This is a genomic window from Nocardia sp. NPDC003693, from assembly GCF_053981095.1.
Genome location: NZ_JBSFNO010000016.1, coordinates 141042 through 158725 on the forward strand (window position 1 = coordinate 141042; position 17684 = coordinate 158725).

At 69.1% G+C, this 17684-nt stretch carries 15 protein-coding genes; 10 read left to right on the forward strand and 5 right to left on the reverse strand.

What is annotated here, in order from left to right; translation table 11 throughout:
* The first annotated feature begins 8 nt into the window (after positions 1–8).
* On the forward strand, positions 9–980 hold the full coding sequence (holA, locus tag ACWDOP_RS19560; RefSeq protein ID WP_456346232.1) for a DNA polymerase III subunit delta: 972 nt from the start codon (positions 9–11) through the stop codon (positions 978–980).
* Positions 981–1043: 63 nt separating this feature from the next.
* Here the strand turns inward: holA and ACWDOP_RS19565 are convergent, their stop codons facing one another.
* Together ACWDOP_RS19565 and rpsT are read right to left on the reverse strand one after the other, a co-directional pair.
* The gene (locus ACWDOP_RS19565; protein ID WP_454203262.1) at positions 1044–1787 is read right to left on the reverse strand and encodes an LGFP repeat-containing protein; all 744 of its coding nucleotides are present in this window, start codon (positions 1785–1787) and stop codon (positions 1044–1046) included.
* A gap of 174 nt (positions 1788–1961) precedes the next feature.
* Positions 1962–2225: a 30S ribosomal protein S20 gene (gene rpsT, locus ACWDOP_RS19570; protein ID WP_454203263.1), complete on the reverse strand. Its 264-nt coding sequence runs from the start codon at positions 2223–2225 to the stop codon at positions 1962–1964.
* A gap of 213 nt (positions 2226–2438) precedes the next feature.
* Between rpsT and ACWDOP_RS19575 the strand changes: the two genes are divergently transcribed.
* The 4 genes from ACWDOP_RS19575 to ACWDOP_RS19590 all read left to right on the forward strand — a co-directional run bounded on the left by ACWDOP_RS19575 (position 2439) and on the right by ACWDOP_RS19590 (position 6785).
* A complete protein-coding gene (locus tag ACWDOP_RS19575; RefSeq protein WP_454203264.1) occupies positions 2439–4079 on the forward strand; it encodes a circularly permuted type 2 ATP-grasp protein in 1641 nt (546 codons plus the stop codon).
* A gap of 54 nt (positions 4080–4133) precedes the next feature.
* Positions 4134–5102, forward strand: coding sequence for an alpha-E domain-containing protein (locus ACWDOP_RS19580; protein ID WP_454203265.1), 969 nt, complete (start codon positions 4134–4136; stop codon positions 5100–5102).
* A complete protein-coding gene (locus ACWDOP_RS19585; protein ID WP_454203266.1) occupies positions 5099–5941 on the forward strand; it encodes a transglutaminase family protein in 843 nt (280 codons plus the stop codon). The genes ACWDOP_RS19580 and ACWDOP_RS19585 overlap by 4 nt, the downstream gene beginning before the upstream one ends.
* A 64-nt stretch (positions 5942–6005) precedes the next feature.
* Complete coding sequence (locus ACWDOP_RS19590; RefSeq protein ID WP_456346233.1) at positions 6006–6785, forward strand: aquaporin; 780 nt, start codon at positions 6006–6008, stop codon at positions 6783–6785.
* Positions 6786–6851: 66 nt separating this feature from the next.
* Here ACWDOP_RS19590 and ACWDOP_RS19595 read toward each other — a convergent pair whose 3' ends face one another.
* Complete coding sequence (locus ACWDOP_RS19595; protein ID WP_454203268.1) at positions 6852–7427, reverse strand: type II toxin-antitoxin system PemK/MazF family toxin; 576 nt, start codon at positions 7425–7427, stop codon at positions 6852–6854.
* Between the two features lie 156 nt (positions 7428–7583).
* Here ACWDOP_RS19595 and lepA point away from each other — a divergent pair, with 156 nt between their 5' ends.
* The 3 genes from lepA to ACWDOP_RS19610 all read left to right on the forward strand — a co-directional run bounded on the left by lepA (position 7584) and on the right by ACWDOP_RS19610 (position 13767).
* On the forward strand, positions 7584–9428 hold the full coding sequence (gene lepA / locus ACWDOP_RS19600; protein ID WP_456346234.1) for a translation elongation factor 4: 1845 nt from the start codon (positions 7584–7586) through the stop codon (positions 9426–9428).
* Positions 9429–9793: 365 nt separating this feature from the next.
* Positions 9794–11959, forward strand: a complete 2166-nt coding sequence (locus ACWDOP_RS19605) for a hypothetical protein (RefSeq protein ID WP_456346235.1) — start codon at positions 9794–9796, stop codon at positions 11957–11959.
* A gap of 23 nt (positions 11960–11982) precedes the next feature.
* Positions 11983–13767, forward strand: a complete 1785-nt coding sequence (locus ACWDOP_RS19610; protein WP_454203274.1) for a hypothetical protein — start codon at positions 11983–11985, stop codon at positions 13765–13767.
* Positions 13768–13832: 65 nt separating this feature from the next.
* Here ACWDOP_RS19610 and ACWDOP_RS19615 read toward each other — a convergent pair whose 3' ends face one another.
* Positions 13833–15887 (reverse strand): glycoside hydrolase family 15 protein, encoded by a 2055-nt coding sequence (locus ACWDOP_RS19615; protein ID WP_456346236.1) that lies wholly within the window; start codon positions 15885–15887, stop codon positions 13833–13835.
* 65 nt (positions 15888–15952) lie between these two features.
* Between ACWDOP_RS19615 and ACWDOP_RS19620 the strand changes: the two genes are divergently transcribed.
* The gene (locus tag ACWDOP_RS19620; RefSeq protein WP_454203276.1) at positions 15953–16189 is read left to right on the forward strand and encodes a hypothetical protein; all 237 of its coding nucleotides are present in this window, start codon (positions 15953–15955) and stop codon (positions 16187–16189) included.
* A 151-nt stretch (positions 16190–16340) separates the two neighbouring features.
* Complete coding sequence (locus tag ACWDOP_RS19625; protein WP_454203277.1) at positions 16341–16595, forward strand: hypothetical protein; 255 nt, start codon at positions 16341–16343, stop codon at positions 16593–16595.
* A 24-nt stretch (positions 16596–16619) separates the two neighbouring features.
* On the opposite strand, the gene ACWDOP_RS19630 is transcribed toward ACWDOP_RS19625, so the two are convergent.
* Positions 16620–17675, reverse strand: coding sequence for a M48 family metallopeptidase (locus tag ACWDOP_RS19630; RefSeq protein ID WP_456346255.1), 1056 nt, complete (start codon positions 17673–17675; stop codon positions 16620–16622).
* Between the last annotated feature and the right edge of the window lie 9 nt (positions 17676–17684).

A 17684-nucleotide genomic window follows, 5' to 3' on the forward strand; every position in this document is an offset into this window, starting at 1 on the left:
TCGGGGACGTGAGCCAACGACCCGCGTCCCTGCATCTCGTGCTCGGTGATGAAGAACTGCTGGTGGAGCGGGCGGTGGCGGCGATAACCGCCCAGGCGCGCGCCGCCAGCCCGGACGCCGCCGCCATGCCGGTGGACAGGCTGCGGGCGGGCGACGCCAGCACCGCGGAATTGGCCGAGCTGCTGAGCCCCTCGCTGTTCGCCGAGGACAGGGTCATCGTGCTCGAGGCCGCCGCCGAAGCGGGCAAGGACGCCGTCGCGGTGGTGCAGGACGCGGCCACCGACCCGCCGGAAGGCGTCGTGCTGGTGATCCTGCACTCCGGCGGCGGCCGCGCCAAGGCGCTCGCCCCGGCCCTGCAGAAGATGGGCGCGGTGGTGCACCCGGCCACCAAGGTCACCAAGGCCGGTGAGCGAATCGAATTCGTGCGCAACGAGTTCCGCACCGCCGGCGTGCGGGCCTCGGGCGACGTGGTGCAGGCGATCATCGAGTCCGTCGGCTCGGAACTGCGCGAATTGGCCGCCGCCACTTCACAGTTGATCGCCGACACCGGCGGCAAGGTCGACGTGGCCGCGGTACACCGCTACTACTCCGGCCGGGCCGAGGTCACCGGCTTCGACGTGGCCGACCTGGCCGTGTCCGGCGATCGCCCGGCCGCCATGGAAGCCCTGCGCTGGGCCACCGACCGCGGTGTCCCGGCCGTTCTGCTGGCCGATGCCCTCGCCGATTCGGTACACACCATCGCCCGCGTCGGCTCCGCCGGTCGCGGCGACCCGTTCAAGCTCGCCGGCGATCTCGGCATGCCGCCCTGGAAGGTCAAGAAAGCTCAGGGCCAGGCCCGCGGCTGGACCGGAGCCACCATCGGCGCGGCCCTGCAGGTCGTGGCCACCCTCAACGCCGACGTCAAGGGCGGCGCGGCCGACACCAACTACGCCCTCGAACACGCCCTGGCACGCATCCTCGACCTGCGCGAATCCGCCTGAGCCGCAACGAGCGAACCCGCCCGTGCCACACGGGCGCCGAGCGGGTTCGAGGGCCGAGCCGGATCAGGGCTCCCAGGTGAGCTTGCCGCCCTGGAAGTCCTGGGCCTTGCCGCCCTCGTAGTCGTATTCGTCACTGGTCGGGAAGCCGTAGCGCCCGTTCTCCGCGCCGTTGCGCACCCACTCGTCGCGAATCGCGCCCCAGATGGTGTGGGTGCCGGTCTTCTGGGTGGAGTAGATGGCGCCGCCCTCGAAGAGGGTGTACTTGCCGTTCTCCTTGCTGGCCTTGCCCTCATCGGTGATGGGGAAGCCCAGCGGGCTGTTCTCCCAGCCGGCTTTGCCGTACTTGTCGAGGATCACACCGGTGAGCACGTGCGCCGCGGTGCCGACCGACCAGTAGATCGACCCGTTCTGGAAGTGCTGGAAACGCCCCGGCTTGGCCGTCGCGCCCTCGTTGACAACGGGGTACTTCAGCGCCCCGCCCTCCGCGCCCTGCTGCCACCACTTGTCCCGGATCGCGCCGCCGATGGCGCGCGCGTCGGTCGCGGGGGTCCAGTAGATGGACACGTTGCGAGCGAAATCCTGCTTGCGACCGCCGGCCGCCGCGTCCACCTCGGGCCCGACCGGGTCGCCGAAGGCGTCGAAGCCGCCCGCCCGGTCGTATTCGACCTCGATCGCCCCGCCCACCTCGAACGGGCCGATCGGCCGGGCGGCGGCGGTGCCGACACCGGTCGTGAGCGCGACCGCGACGATACCGGCGGCCGCGGCACCGCGGGTCCAGGACGGGCGAGTACGGCGAAGCGGTGTCAAGGGTGCTCCCAACGAGGGTGGTCGATCCAATAGCCTGGCGGTCGCAGCCATCCTGCAGGGAACCGTCGGCCTCGGCAAGTTCTCGGCAGCGAGGATACGACAAAAGCCGCCGTGGTCGTCGTGGCCACGGCGGCTGTTCGAAGCATGCTTACCGGAATGGAATACCGGCGGAAATCAGCCGAGCTTGTTGAAAGCCAGCGACAGCGCCGACTTCTTGTTCGCGGCCTGGTTGATGTGGATGACGCCCTTCGAGGCGGCCTTGTCCAGGCTCTTGCTGGCGGACTGCAGCAGGGTGAGGGCCTTGTCCTTCTCACCGGCGGCGGCGGCCTCGCGGAACTTGCGGATCGAGGTGCGCAGCGAGGACTTCACCGACTGGTTACGCTGGCGCGCAAGCTCGTTGGTACGGATCCGCTTCATCTGGGACTTGATGTTGGCCACGCCTGTTTCCTCGTGTTCCTTCGTGTGGTGTGTATGAGGTAAGTACTGAAAGTCTTCGGGCGCACACTCACGTATCCGTAGCGCAGCACCGACGGTCGAGATTACCAGGCAACACACCGGTGTATGAAATCGGCCCTCTTCGCTACATGGACGATACGAGAAATTTATCCCCGTCCAACTGCGTGTTGCCCCTGCGTGATGGACTATTTTTGCATGACCCCCGTAGCCGGCGCACGATCGGCCGCGGCCGCTCCATCATCGAACGGCCGTGCCGAGATCCACACTGCGGCGGACGGGGTCTTCGCGGGCTACCGGACCGGCCGCTATGCCGACGCCTATGACGAGATGTTCGATCCCGCAGGCCACCCGCGCGCCCCCTACCGGGGCATCTTCGCGGCGCTGGCCACCGCCGACGCGGCCGACCTGGAAGCCCGGGCCGAGGCGCTGGCCCGCGCGTTCGTCGACCAGGGCATCACCTTCTCGCTGTCCGGCCAGGAACGACCCTTTCCGCTGGACCTGGTGCCCCGGGTGATCGCCGCCGCGGAATGGACCAAACTCGAGCGCGGCATCAAACAGCGCGTGCGCGCGCTCGAGGCCTTCCTCGCCGACGTCTACGGCGAACAGACGATCCTGCGCGACGAGGTGATCCCGCGCCGGCTCGTCACCTCGTGCGCGCACTTCCACCGCGAGGCCGCCGGGCTGGTGCCGCCCAACGGTGTTCGCATCCACGTCGCGGGCATCGACCTGATCCGCGACGAGCACGGCGACTTCCGGGTGCTCGAGGACAATCTGCGCTCACCCTCGGGCGTCTCCTACGTGATGGAGAACCGCCGCACCATGGCCCGGGTGTTCCCGGACCTGTTCGCCTCGCACCGGGTGCACGCGGTGGGCGACTACCCCAGCCATCTGCTGCGCGCGCTGTGCGCGGCCGCCGCGCCCAACGAGGCCGATCCGACCGTGGTGGTGCTCACCCCCGGGGTCTACAACTCCGCCTACTTCGAGCATTCGCTGCTGGCCCGGCAGATGGGCGTGGAACTGGTCGAGGGCCGGGACCTGTTCTGCCGCGACAGCGTCGTCTACATGCGCACCACCGCGGGCGAGCGTCAGGTCGACGTCATCTACCGCCGCATCGACGACACCTTCCTCGACCCGATGCAGTTCCGCCCCGATTCCATGCTGGGCGTCGCCGGGGTGCTCAACGCCGCCCGCGCGGGTTCGGTGGTGCTGGCCAACGCGGTCGGCAACGGCGTCGGCGACGACAAACTCGTGTACACCTACGTGCCCGCCTTCATCGAGTACTACCTGGGCGAGAAGCCGATCCTGCCCAACGTGGACTCCTACCGCTGCTGGGAACCCGACGAGCGCGACGAGGTGCTCGACCGGGTGGCCGAACTGGTGGTGAAACCGGTGGAGGGCTCGGGCGGGTACGGCATCGTCATCGGGCCCGACGCCGGGCAGAAGGAACTCGACGCCGTCCGCCGCAAGGTGCGGGCCGATCCGCGCGGCTGGATCGCGCAGCCCGTCGTCCAATTGTCCACGGTGCCCAGCAAGATCGGCGGCGGACTGCAGCCCCGGCACGTGGATCTGCGGCCCTTCGCGGTGAACGACGGCGACGACATCTGGGTGCTGCCCGGCGGTTTGACGCGGGTGGCGCTGCCGGAGGACTCCCTGGTCGTCAATTCCAGCCAGGGCGGCGGCAGTAAGGACACCTGGGTACTGGCCCCCAGAACCTCTGTGGCACAGCGGGAATTGGCCGGCACGCAATTGGTCGGCGAACAGCATATTCCGCAGGACCGGGACCAATCCCGCGAACCCACCCCGCACCGGGCCGGTCAGCAACAACAATCGCAGTAGGCAAAAGAACCGCAGCGTGGCGGAGGTAGCAGTAGGACCCGTAAGGCGGTAAATATGTTGGCGCGCAATGCCGAATCCCTATTCTGGATCGGCCGATACGTAGAACGCGCCGAGTACACGGCACGCATTCTGGACGTCGCGGTGCATCAATTGCTCGAGGACGCCACCGTGGACCCGGATCGAACTTCCCGGGTGCTGTTGCGGGTACTCGGCATAGAACCGCCCGAAACCGAACTCGACGTGTGGTCGGTGACCGAACTGGTCGCCTTCGGCCGCGAACACGGCGGCTCCATCGTCGATTCCGTGCACCGGGCCCGGGAAAATGCCCGGGGCGCAAGGGAAGTCGCTTCCACCGAAATGTGGGAGTGTCTCAACGCCACCTATAACGGACTGGCCGCGGCCGAACGCGCCGCCCGCGCGCTCGGCCCGCACGAGTTCTGTCACTACATCACCGACCGCGCCGCGATGTTCGCCGGACTCTCGGACTCCACCCTCAGCCGCGACGACGGCTACCGGTTCCTGCTGCTCGGCCGCTCCATCGAACGCGTCGACATGACGGTGCGCCTGCTGCTCTCGCGGGCCGGCGATCGCACCTCCTCGCCCGCGTGGGTGACGGTCCTGCGCTCGGCCGGTGCGCACGATCCCTACCTGCGCACGCACCGCGGGGTGCTGGACGCCAATCAGATCGCCGAATTCATCCTGCTGGACCGGCTCTTCCCGCGGTCGGTCTTCCATTCGCTGCACATGGCCGAGAGCTGCCTGCAGGAATTGGATCAGCGCCCCAACAGCCGGTTCGCCGCCCGCCAGGAAGCCCACCGGCTGCTCGGGCGCGCCCGCAGCGAGCTGGAGTTCCTGCCCTCGGCCGAACTGCTCGAGGACCTGCCGAGCCGGCTGCTGTGGCTGCAGGCGACCTGCCACGAGATCGGCGAGGCGGTCGCGCTGCAGTACTTCCACGCCGAATCCTGGGTGGCCTGGACCGGGCTGCACGGGCTCAACGGCTTCCGGGTCGGGGAATCGGTATGAGCTGGCGCATGCGGGTGGTGCACACCACCGGGTACGTGTACGACGGGCCGGTCACGCGGTCGTTCAACGAGGCGCGGCTGAGCCCGCGCGCGGACAGCCGCCAGAACGTCATCCTCAACCGGGTCGACACCGTGCCCTCGACCAGGTCCTATCGCTACACCGACTACTGGGGCACCACCGTCACCGCCTTCGATCTGCACGCCCCGCACACCGAACTGGAGGTGACCAGCGCCTCGGTGGTGGAGACCGAGCCTTTCGCCGGGCCCGCGGAGGAACTCTCCTGGGAGGAACTGCGCGCCGACCCGATCGCGGATCGGTTCGACGAACTGCTCACCCCCACCGATTATGTTCCCCGCGAACGCCGCCTGGCCCCGGTGGCCCGCCAGCTCGCCCGGGGCGTGCCGCCCGCCAAAGCCGTTGTGCGCGGCGCGGAATGGGTGCACCGGGAAATGACCTATCTCGCGGGAAAGACCTCGGTGCACACCTCCGCGGTGCAGGCGTTCGCCGAAAGGCAGGGAGTTTGCCAGGATTACGCGCATCTGACGCTACTGCTGTTGCGCAGCATGGGAATTCCCAGCCGCTATGTCTCGGGATATCTGCACCCGGATCCGGGCGGGGAAGTGGGGCACACGGTCGCCGGTCAGATGCACGCCTGGGTGGAGGCCTGGACCGGGCAGTGGTGGGGTTACGACCCGACCAACAACATCCCGGTCACGGAGCAACACGTTTCAGTCGGCGTCGGTCGTGATTACGCCGATGTGCCCCCTTTGAAAGGTATCTTCAGCGGCAGCGGCTCGACCGATCTCGACGTGGTTGTGGAGATCACTCGGCTCGCGTGATGCGCGATACGGCAGACCTGAAGATGCTCTCCGCACAAGGCGGGACGATCCGGGAAGGTGGCTCATGTCCCCTACAGCGCAGGAATTCGCCGAAGAACTATCGGAACTACAACCGATCACCCTGGGCCGGAAACTTTTCGCCGAGGGCCTGGGCACCTTCGTCCTGGTGCTCGGCGGTGTCGGCACCGCGGTCCTGGCCGGTGACCGGGTCGGCGCGCTCGGCGTGGCCCTGGCATTCGGCTTCACCCTGCTGTTCCTGGTGTACGCGATCGGGCCGATCTCCGGCTGCCATGTGAATCCGGCGGTCACCGTCGGACAGTTCCTGCTGGGCCGGATCAACGCCGCCACGCTGGGCGCGTACTGGGTCGCACAGATCATCGGCGGTCTGGCCGGCGGTGCGGTCATCTACGCCATCGCCAAGAACCTGCCCTCCTACAACCGGGCGGCGGACGGCCTGGGCGCCAACGGCTGGGGCGCGCATTCGCCGTCCGCGGTCGAGCTGGGCGGGGTGACCACCAACGGCTACGGGCTGGCCGCGGCCATCACGGTCGAGATCGTGCTGACCGCGCTGCTGGTGTTCGTGGTGCTGGCCTCCACCGATCAGCTCTCGGACGTGCCGCTGGCGGGCCTGTCCATCGGTATCACCCTGGCCGTCATCCACCTCATCTCGATTCCGGTGGACAACACCTCGGTGAACCCGGCGCGCAGCCTGGCGGTCGCGTTCTATCAGGACGGCGCGGCCGGGCAGCTGTGGGTGTTCCTGGTGTTCCCGCTGATCGGCGGCGTGCTCGGCGCGCTGGTGTACAGCGCCCTGTTCGGACGCTCGCGCAATCCCTTGAGCTGAGCCGCCGCGCGCGAAAAGACCGTGCCCCGTTCCGATTCGGAACGGGGCACGATCGCGTTCGAGGGCCTAGTGCCAGTGGTATTCGGCGCAGAGCCGGTGCGCGACCCGGTCGAAGGTCTTGCGCGGCACGATCGCGCCCTCGCGGCGAATGCCCGCCTCGGGCACGTCGAGCACCCGATCCAGGCGCACCCAGCTGTCGCGGCCCTGGTTGTCCCACGGGCCCGAGCCGATGCCCACCCAGTTCGAGTGGTGTTCGTGGTCCTCGTTCGAGGACAGCATCAGCCCGAGCAGCTGATCGCGCTCGCGGCCGACCACCAGCACCGGGCGGTCCTTGCCGTTGCTCGGGTCCTCCTCGTACGGCACCCAGGTCCAGACGATCTCACCGGGATCCGCGCGCCCGTCCAGCTGCGGGCTGTAGACGATGAGCCGCGCGCGCTCCGCGGACGGCACACCCGCCGAGGCCCGCGGCCGCACCCGCGGCGGCGCCGGTTTGGGCGCGACCGCCCGCATCGCCTTGTCCCACACCGATGACTTCTGTACCCGCCCGATCAACTTGGGCGCCTGCTGCCTGACGAGCTGGGAACCCTGCTCCTTGGCTACGATCCCCAACTGCTTCCCCAGAGCGTTCCACCTGCCGGCCATGTCGGGCAGCCTAGCGGCGCGGAGCCGGGTTCTCATCTGCTCCGAATCGGCTGTGCGGAGCCGTGGTTCGTTCCGGGGGTGCTCCGCTGGTCAACCGCCTCTCGTGTACGCCGTAGACTCGTCCGTTGACATGCCGCTGTTTCGCCATGCCGAGGAGTGACTCCGATTAGCAGCTTCGCCGATACGACGTTCACCGATCCGTCCCGGATCAGGAACTTCTGCATCATCGCCCACATCGACCACGGGAAGTCGACGCTGGCCGATCGCATGCTGCAACTCACCGGTGTGGTCGAGGAGCGGGCCATGCGCGCGCAGTACCTGGACCGCATGGATATCGAGCGTGAGCGCGGTATCACCATCAAGGCCCAGAACGTGCGCCTGCCGTGGCAGGTCGACGGTGAGGACTTCGTCCTGCACATGATCGACACCCCCGGGCACGTCGACTTCACCTACGAGGTCTCGCGCGCGCTCGAAGCCTGTGAGGGCGCGATCCTGCTGGTCGACGCCGCGCAGGGCATCGAGGCGCAGACCCTGGCGAACCTGTACCTGGCCCTGGACAAGGACCTGCACATCATCCCGGTCCTGAACAAGATCGACCTCCCGGCCGCGGACCCGGACCGCTACGCCTCCGAGATCGCCCACATCATCGGCTGCGAGCCCGACGACGTGCTGCGTGTGTCGGGCAAGACCGGCGTCGGCGTGGCCGAGCTGCTGAACAAGGTCGTCGCCGAGGTGCCCGCGCCGGTCGGCGAGTCGGACGCCCCGCCCCGCGCCATGATCTTCGACTCGGTGTACGACACCTACCGCGGCGTCGTCACCTACGTGCGTGTGGTCGACGGCAAGCTGACCCCGCGCACCAAGATCAAGATGATGTCCACCGGCGCACAGCACGAACTGCTCGAGATCGGCATCGTCTCGCCCGAGCCCAAGCCCACCCGGGGCCTCGGCGTCGGCGAGGTCGGCTACCTCATCACCGGCGTGAAGGACGTGCGCCAGTCCAAGGTCGGCGACACCGTCACCATCGCGCGCGACGGCGCGACCGAAGCTCTTGCGGGATACCAGGATCCGCGGCCGATGGTCTACTCCGGCCTGTACCCGGTCGACGGCTCGGACTACCCGGACCTGCGCGACGCCCTGGACAAGCTCCAGCTCAACGACGCCGCGCTGACCTACGTCCCGGAAACCTCGGTGGCCCTGGGCTTCGGCTTCCGCTGCGGCTTCCTCGGCCTGCTGCACATGGAGATCACCCGCGAGCGCCTGCAGCGCGAGTTCGACCTGGATCTCATCTCGACCGCACCCAACGTGGTGTACCGGGTGATCCAGGAGGACAACAGCGAGAAGATCGTCACCAACCCCTCGGACTGGCCGCCGGGCAAGCTGAAGCAGATCTTCGAGCCGATCACCAAGTGCACCATCATCGCGCCCAGCGAATTCATCGGCACGATCATGGAGCTGTGCCAGGCCAAGCGCGGCGAGCTGCTCGGCATGGACTACCTGTCCGAGACCCGCGTCGAGATGCGCTACACCCTGCCCATGGCGGAGATCATCTTCGACTTCTTCGACTCGCTGAAGTCGCGCACCCGCGGCTACGCCTCACTCGATTACGAGGAGGCCGGCGAGCAGGAAGCCCAGCTGGTGAAGGTGGACATCCTGCTGCAGGGTGAGGCCGTCGACGCGTTCTCGGCGATCGTGCACAAGGACGCCGCGCAGGCGTACGGGCACAAGATGACCACCAAGCTGCGCGAGCTCATCCCGCGTCAGCAGTTCGAGGTGCCCATCCAGGCGGCCATCGGCTCGAAGGTGATCGCGCGCGAGAACATTCGCGCGATTCGCAAGGACGTGCTCGCCAAGTGCTACGGCGGTGACATCAGCCGTAAGCGCAAGCTGCTCGAGAAGCAGAAGGAGGGCAAGAAGCGCATGAAGACCATCGGCCGCGTCGAGGTGCCGCAGGAAGCCTTCGTGGCGGCGCTGTCCACCGATTCGGAGAAGCCCAAGAAGTAGGGGTGCTCGCATCCCCCGCGTGCCCCGCCGTCTCCGGACGCCGGGGCACGTCGCGTATCCAGGGCCGATGCGCACCTTTGGGGCGCGGGGGTAGCCGGATCGATAGGAAAAAGTTAGAAAACAAGCCGATTGGTACGGGAGTGAGCTGAGCAGCTGGACAGGGAAGCGGCCGGTTCGCTAGTCAGGGGAAATCAGGGGCTTCCGTCCTGATATGCAGGATGACAAGCTATGTCTCGCACCACTGGGCACTACGTCTCCTACCAGGAGGATGTGACAGACCGGTTATCCGGAAATAGGGTGTGAAACGAGTTTGAGGACGGCGGCCCGCCGCGGTGGGCCGCCGGATCATCGAGAGCGGAGCCTGTATGACGCGTGAGCTGCCCTTCGACGACGAAACCGGGGCCGGCGACGAGTACTCGGGCGACACCGCGTACCGCATTGCCACCGGTGTCGCGCGCGTGACGAGGGCAGGCGCGTATGTCACCGGTGGTGCGCTCGTGGCCGCGGCGGGCAGCCGCGGCGAACAGCCCCCGATCAACCACGACAGCCGCAACGTCGGCTGGTCGCAGGTGAACGACCCGCAACCCGACGTACCCAGCCCGACCCTCACGTTCCCCGACCTCACCCCCTCGGACATGCCGCAGGCCGACTACGGCGCCGTCTCGCCGGTGGCCCTGCCCGGCTACAAGGGCACCGACGCCGGGCTCTTCCCGCAGTCCATGGGCGAGTCCTCGGCGAGCAGCGCGGGCATGGCCGGTTTCGGCGGACTCGGCCTGCCCGATTCGGACGCGGGCTTCACCCTGCCGGTCTCGAACACGAACCCGAACGCCGGCTTCACCCTGCCCGGCGTGGATTCCGACGCCGAGATGGCCCTGCCCGGCGCGGGCGCCGGGGACACCGAACTCTCGCTGCCGGGCGGCGGTCACGGCTTCACCCTGCCCGGCATGGAACCGGGCGCGGGCTTCTCGCTGCCCGGACTGAACCTGCCCGGACCCGACGGCGGCGTGCACATGCCGGGCCTCGGCAGCGGCTACCGGCCGCCGGAGCTGGGCGGCGACTTCGGCAACCCCTCGATTCCCGAGGGACTCGACCTCGATCAGCTCGGGCTCTACATCCGCACCGACTGGAGCGTGGACGCGCACGTCGGACTCGACGGGATCCGATTCCAGTCGGATCTGAAGGTCGACATCGGCTTCGGCAACGTCGGCGATCAGCTCGATCAGTTCGGACAGGAACTCGGACAGGGGATTTCGCACATCCCCGGCGGCGCCCCCGCCCCCGGTCTCGAGCAGTCCGGGCAGCCCCTGGCCTCGGGTGCGCGCGCGGCGGACGCGCCCGCGGCCGTCGGTCAGCAAGCGGCGGACGGCGCGATCGGCGCCGGCGCCGCCCCGGGTGCGCCCGCCGGTGCGCCGGGTTCGGCTCCCGGCGGAGTCTCGCCCAGCGCCGCGGGCGGTGCCGCGCCCGCCCCGGGCGCCGCGCCCGCCGGTGGTTTCGGCCTGCCCGGCGCCGCGGCTCCGGCGCCCGCGCTCGCGCCCGCTCCGGTCGCACCCGTCGCTCCGGCTCCGGTCGCGCCCGCCGCGCAGATCGCGCCCGTCGCCCCCGTGGTGCCCGCCGTGGTCGCTCCGGCGGCGGTCGCCCCGGTCGCCGTGGCGCAGCCGGTGGTCACCACCCCGCTGCAGACCACCATCCAGCCCGACGCCGCTACCCAGCCGATCGCGAATCTGCTGACCATGCCGGCCCAGTCGCCGCTGACCGCGCCCGCCGCGATCGCGCCGACCCTGTTCGAGCAGAGCCGGCCTCCGGTGACCACGACCGGGCCCGGATCGCACGACGACGCGGGCACCGTGGTCGCGAAACCGTTGCCGGTCACCGACATTCCCGGTTCCACCGTGCCCTCGATCAGCGTGCCGACCAAGGACCCGGTGCTCACCACCGCGCCGTCGGTGCCGACGATCACCAAGCCGCCGGTGGTCAGCGATCCGTCCACCACCAAGCTGCCGGGTGTCACGCTGGTACCGCCGACCACCGCGCCGGAGGTGACCACCAGGCCCGGTCCGTCCGAGGACGACGGGGTCACCACCCGCCCGAGCGTGCCGAGCCAGGACGACACCACCCCGCCGACCACCCGTCCGCACGACGTGGACACCGGGCCGTCGCAGCAGCCCTCGGTCAGCAATCCGACCAAGCCGCCGGTGGTGACCAACCCGGACGTGACGGTGCCGACCGTCGCGCCCACCGTGGACGCGCCGACCCATCAGCCGAGCGTCTCGCTGGATCAGCCCGCGCCGACGGTGCCGACGGTGAACCCGATGACCACCCAGCCCAAGCCGGTGCCGGACGTGCCCAAGCCGGTCAAACCGGTTGCCGAGGTACAGGATTCGGGTCACGGGCTGGTACCCGTCGCGGCCGACACCGCGCCGCTGTCCACCTACCTGCTGCACGATGGCGGGTTGTCGACCCACCTCATGCCCGAAGCCTTCGCCGAATCGCACTACGAGGTACACGGCGCATACGACCACGCGCTGCTGTGAGCGACGCCGAACATCGAATCGCCGTGAAGAACCCCGATGCGATGGGTCCGCTGCTGGGCCTGCTCGACGAACTGCTCGAGCCGGTGCACAGCGCGGGACGGGCCGATCTGGCCGGACGGCTCGGCGTCGCCCGGGCCAGGCTGGCCGATCCGCGCGTGCGCCTGGTCGTGGTCGGTGAGTCCAAGAGCGGGATGAGCACGCTCGTCAACAGCCTGGTCGGGACCGCCGTCAGCGCCACCGAAGGCCAGCTCAGCGTGCCCGTGGTCGCCGAATACGGTGAACAGGCCACCGCGACGCTGGTGCGGGTCGCGGCGGGCGGGCGCGCCGAACGACAGGTTGTCGACGCCGAATACGCGCTGAACGCGCTGTCCGAGGGCGTGATCCGCGCCGAGTACACCGCGCCGAGCCCGCTGCTGGCCGAGGGCTTCGTGGTGCTGGACGCGCCGGGTTCGCCCGCGGAGACCCCGGCCACCTGGTCGCTGCTCGCGGTCGCCGACGCCGTGCTCTACGTCGCCGACGCGGTGAAGCCGTTCACCGCGGATCAGATCAACCAGCTCAAGCGCATTCAGCAGGTGTGCCCGACGGTGATCTGCGTGCTCAACAAGATCGACCAGTATCCGCAGTGGCCGCAGGTGCAGCAGCACGATCGCCGCCTGCTCGACGCCGCGGAACTGGCCTTCGCGGTGGCGCCGGCCTCGGCGCGCCTGCACCAGCAGGCCGTGGCCACCGGCGACCAGCAGCTGGATCTGGAATCCGGTGTGCCGCAACTGCTCGACCATCTGCGCGACTACGTGCTCGGGCGCGCCGACGTGGTGGCCGCGGAGGCCGCGGTCCGCGACATCGGGCTCATCACCGATCATCTGGCGCTCTCGCTGCGCACCGAGGCCGAGACGCTGCGCGACCCGCGCCGGTACAGCGTCATCACCGAGCAGCTGCGCCGCACCCGCGAGGAGGCCGAGCAGCTGCGCCAGCGGTCGGCCAACTGGCAGGTCACCCTGGCCGATGGCGCGGGTGAGCTGATGGCGGACACCGAACACGATCTGCGCCATCGCCTGCGCAGTCTCATTCGCGACGCCGAGGCCGACATCATGCAGCGCGATCCGGCGCGGCGCTGGCCCGAGTTCGGGGCCGAGCTGGACGCGAAGATCTGCGAGGCGGTGGAGGAGAACTTCGTCATCGCCCACTACCGCTCGGTCGAACTGGCCGAACAGGTGGCGGCGAAGTTCCCGGACCGGGGCATCCCGACACCCGAACTGCGCCTGGACAATCCGGGCGAGGTCGGGGCGGTGCTGGAACCGGTCGCGCCCATCGATTCCCTGGACAGCGCGAAACCCAGTGTCACGCAACAGGCTTTGAGCGCGCTGCGCGGCTCCTACGGCGGCATCCTCATGGTCGGCCTGGCCACCAGCCTGCTGGGTATGTCGCTGGTCAACTGGTACTCCGCGGGCGCGGGCGTGCTGCTGGGCGTCAACGCGCTCTGGGACGACCGCAAGGCCCGCCGCCAGCGCCGTCAGACCGAGGCGAAGGTGGCCGTGGCGCGGCTCATGGACGACGTGATCTTCCAGGTGAGCAAGGAGTCGCGCTACCGCCTGCGCGGGGTACAGCGCAGTCTCCGTGACCATTTCACCGAGATCGCCAACGAGACGCTGCGGTCGGTGGACGCGTCGCTGCGCGCCGCCGAGGAGGCCGCCGCCGTGCATTCGGGCCAGCGCCGCGAACAGCGCCTCACCGAGATCGAGTCGTCCCTGGTCCGCCTGCGCGACCTCCGGGAGCGCGCCGACGCCCAGGGCGACGCGCGGCCGTACTGATCAACGGGCTCGACGAACCACGGAACCGGCTGCGATGCGGCCGGTTCCGTCGTTTCGAGCGGATCTCACCGGCCCGGGTGGGCCGGGTTGAACTGGCCGGCGTTGTGTGACTCCTCGGCGCGGATGACGTGCATGACGGCGTTGATCTGGGCCAGGTGGGTGAAGGCCTGGGGGAAGTTGCCCAGGTGCCTGCCGGTGCGGGTGTCGATCTCCTCGGCGTACAGCTTCAAAGGGCTGGCGTAGCCGAGCAGGCGTTCGCAGAGCTGGCGGGCGCGGTCGAGCTCGCCGATCTCCACCAGGGCCGAGACGAGCCAGAACGAGCAGATCGTGAACGAGCCCTCCTCACCGAGCAAGCCGTCGTCGGTGGTGGCGGTCCGGTAGCGCAGCACCAGGCCGTTCTCGGTGAGTTCGTCCGCGATGGCGAGCACGGTCGCGCGCACCCGGTGGTCGGTGGGCGGCAGGAAGCGCAGCAGCGGCACCAGCAGCAGCGAGGCGTCCAGGGTGTCCCCGCCGTAGGTCTGGGTGAAGACGCCGTCGGCGTTGACGCCGTGATCGAGGATGTCCTGGTGGATCTGATCCGCGATGTCGTGCCACTTCTTGGCGTAGTCGTATTCCCCGTGCCACTCGGCCAGTTTCGCGCCGCGATCGAGCGCCACCCAGCACATGACCTTCGACGAGGTGAAGTGCTGCGGTTCCCCGCGCACCTCCCAGATGCCGCGATCGGGCTTGTCCCAGTTGCTGATCGCGGCCTGCACCTGCCGTTCCAGCATGGGCCACAACGTTTCCGGGACCTGCTGGCGCGACTTCACGTGCAGGTACACCGAATCCAGCAGCGTGCCCCAGATGTCGTGCTGATCCTGGTTGTACGCGCCGTTGCCGATCCGCACCGGCTGCGCGCCGTCGTAGCCGGTCAGGTGCGGCAGTTCGACCTCGGTGAGTTCGCGCTCCCCGCCGATGCCGTAGAGCACCTGCAGCGGCAGCGGTTCGCCGTTGCCGCCGGTGGTCACATCGTGCAGGAAGGCGAAGAAGTCGTCGGCGTCGCGATCGAGCCCGAGCGTGTACAGGCCCCACAGCGCGAACGTCGAATCGCGCACCCAGGTGTAGCGGTAGTCCCAATTGCGTTCCCCGCCGGGGGTTTCCGGCAGCGACGTGGTGGCGGCGGCCAGCAGCGCGCCGGTCGGCGCGTAGGTCAGGCCCTTGAGGGTGAGCGCGCTGCGCTGCAGGTACCCGCGCCACGGATGATCCGGGAACCGGCCCAGGGTGATCCACTGCCGCCAGGATTCGATGGTCGTCCACATCTTCTGCGCGGCGTCGGCGAAGGTGCGCGGGGGCGGCAACTCGGACCAGGACAGCGCCACGAACGCCTCGTCGCCCTCCTTCATCCGCGTGCGTACCCGGGCTTCGCGGCCCTCCAGGCCCAGGCGCAGGTCGGTGGTGAGGGTCAGGGTGGCCAGGCCCTCGATGTTGCAGGTGGCCCGGGCCTGTTCGTAGACCTCGCCGCTGTACTCCCACCGGGCCGGAGCCTGGTGGTAGTCGAAGGCGGGTTCGCAGCTCACCTCGAGTTCGACGACGCCGTTCACGCATTTCACCGTGCGCAGCAGGATGTGCTCGGCGTCCCAGTCCATGGGGGTGCGGCGGTGGGTGCGGCTGCGCTGGGTGTTGTTGTGCCAGGGGCCCAGCACCAGCGCGTCGCGCACGATGAGCCAGCCGGTCTCGGTCTGCCACGTGGTCTCCACGATCAGCCCGCCGGGCAGATAGCGCCGCGCGGCGGGCACATTGCGCCCGTACGGCCCGAGCCGGAAGTGCCCGGCGCTGCGGTCGAGTACGGCCCCGAAGATGCTGGGGGAGTCCGGGCGCGGCACGCACATCCACTCGACCGAACCGTTGCGCGCGATGAGGCAGTTGGTTTCGCAGTCGGACAGGAACGCGTAGTCGTCGATCGGCGGGAACGGGGATTTGTGCGAGGTCCCGCCGATGGCGGAGGGCAGGTAGTCGTCGGTGATCGAGGTGTCTGGCCGCTCCACGGCGTCCCGGGGCGGGCCGATCGTGACGGCGTCGAGGGCGGGGTTGTCCCCGCGCCGGGGCTTGTCGTCGTACTCCGGTTCGTCGAAGGACTCCATACCCCCATCTTCTGTCCGATCGGCCCGAATCGTCCACCATGGGGTCCGCGGCCTAGGCTGATGTCGTGCATCGGATCGCAGGATGGTGGGACGGCGTCGAGTTGTGGGTCGCCGGTCTGCCCTTCGTCCCCCAGTTCGCCGTGGTGCTCGTCACCGTGGTGCCGGTCTGTTTCGTCATCGCCTACGCGCTGGACCGGGTGCTGCGTTTTGCGCTGCATGTGCTGGGCCGGGATCGCGTGGCTGTTCAGGAGGCCGCGGCGCCCGCCGCCGCACCGCGTCGTTTGAAGAAGGAAGCCGCCTGATGCCGCGTTCACGCGTCCAGCTCGCCCTGATCGCGCTGCTCGTCCTGCTCGTGGTGGCCTGGTTCTTCACGCGCTGATTTCGCCGGCTGTTCATCGGGCGAATCGGACTTCCCTCCCTGTCGGGCGAATGCTGCGCGTACGCTGCTGCACCATGTCAACCGATGAAGGCTTGGAACTCGAGACGCTGCTGTCCGAAGAGGATTTCGAGGATGAGCCGCGCCTGATCGCCACCCACCTGTGCGGGCCCGACGAGGCCCTGGAAATGGTCAAGGCGGCGCAGCTGCTGGGCCTGGGCGTCCGGCTCGGCAACCGCATCCGCCCCGACGACGACGATGCCGAGACCGCCACCGAGGAGTGGATTCTCGACATCCTGGAGACCCCGCCGGTGGTCGAGGGCGACGAATAGTCACCCTCGGCGTTCCCGGTCAGCTCACCCCTGAGCGTCCCGCCATTCGCTGAACCGCTTGCCGATCTTGGTGACGGTTTCGCCGACCTCCTGACCCACCGTGCCGACCGTGGCCGCCGCGTCGCGGCCCAGGTTGCGCACGGTGCGGATCAGCGGATCCTCCGACTGATCGAAGTTCGCGCGATACGACCGCGCGGCCTCGCGCACCTGATCGCTGACCTTCGCGGTCTTGTCCTGATCGCGATGCGGGTAGCGCCCGTCCAGAATCCGGTCGTAGTCCCCGCTCGTGATCCAGCGCCGCAGCTCGGCCGCGCGCAGCACCGAGAACGGGTGCGTCTGCAGTTCCAGATTCAGCAGTTTGAGCACGCCGTCGCGCAGGTCGCCGGAGCGCGCGTAGTCGTCGGCCTGGGCCAGGAACGCCGCGTGGCTCATCTCGTCCACGCGCGAGCCGCCCGCCAGCTTCATGTGCACCCGCACCGAGGCTTCCACGTCCTGCCCGACGAGCAGTCCGGCGCGATCGCCGGACAGTTCGGACTTGCGGCTCCACTCCATGAGCGCGGCCACGATGGCCCGTAATGCCCAGCCGCCCACCGGCATCCAGCCGACGTTCGAGGCCAGCCGCATGAGGTGCATCAGCATGGTCCGGTACACCGCGTGCCCGGACAGCGCGTGCCCGAGTTCGTGCCCGACCACGAAGCGCAGTTCCTCCGGGTCGAGCAGATCCAGCAGGCCGGTGGTCAGCACGATGAACGGCCGGTCCATGCCGATGGTGAAGGCGTTGGCGTGCGGGTCCTGCAGGACGAACATCTCCGGCGTGGTCCGCGCGTCCAGGATGCGGACGGCGTCCTGGCGCAGGTGATGCACCTGTTTGAACTGGCGTTCGTCCACCCGGACCGCGGTCGCCAGGTAGAGCAGCCGGTGCTGTCGCTCGGCCAGCAGGCCGGACAGCGTGCGCAGCACCAGGTCGAAGCCCGACAGCGAGCGCAGCATCACCAGCGCTGTCCGGTCGGCCGGGTGTTCCCAAGCGCGCGTGGATATTCCGGGAAATTCCCGGCGGAGTCGTGCGGGACTGGTCATGATCTTCCCCCG

What these genes read in the sequence shown, in the direction of transcription:
- ACWDOP_RS19575 (WP_454203264.1), top strand. Translation starts at nt 2,439, where the DNA reads ATGACCCCCGTAGCCGGCGCACGATCGGCCGCGGCCGCTCCATCATCG.
- ACWDOP_RS19580 (WP_454203265.1), top strand. Translation starts at nt 4,134, where the DNA reads ATGTTGGCGCGCAATGCCGAATCCCTATTCTGGATCGGCCGATACGTA.
- ACWDOP_RS19585 (WP_454203266.1), top strand. Translation starts at nt 5,099, where the DNA reads ATGAGCTGGCGCATGCGGGTGGTGCACACCACCGGGTACGTGTACGAC.
- ACWDOP_RS19590 (WP_456346233.1), top strand. Translation starts at nt 6,006, where the DNA reads ATGTCCCCTACAGCGCAGGAATTCGCCGAAGAACTATCGGAACTACAA.
- ACWDOP_RS19595 (WP_454203268.1), bottom strand. Translation starts at nt 7,427, where the DNA reads ATGGCCGGCAGGTGGAACGCTCTGGGGAAGCAGTTGGGGATCGTAGCC.
- ACWDOP_RS19605 (WP_456346235.1), top strand. Translation starts at nt 9,794, where the DNA reads ATGACGCGTGAGCTGCCCTTCGACGACGAAACCGGGGCCGGCGACGAG.
- ACWDOP_RS19615 (WP_456346236.1), bottom strand. Translation starts at nt 15,887, where the DNA reads ATGGAGTCCTTCGACGAACCGGAGTACGACGACAAGCCCCGGCGCGGG.
- ACWDOP_RS19625 (WP_454203277.1), top strand. Translation starts at nt 16,341, where the DNA reads ATGTCAACCGATGAAGGCTTGGAACTCGAGACGCTGCTGTCCGAAGAG.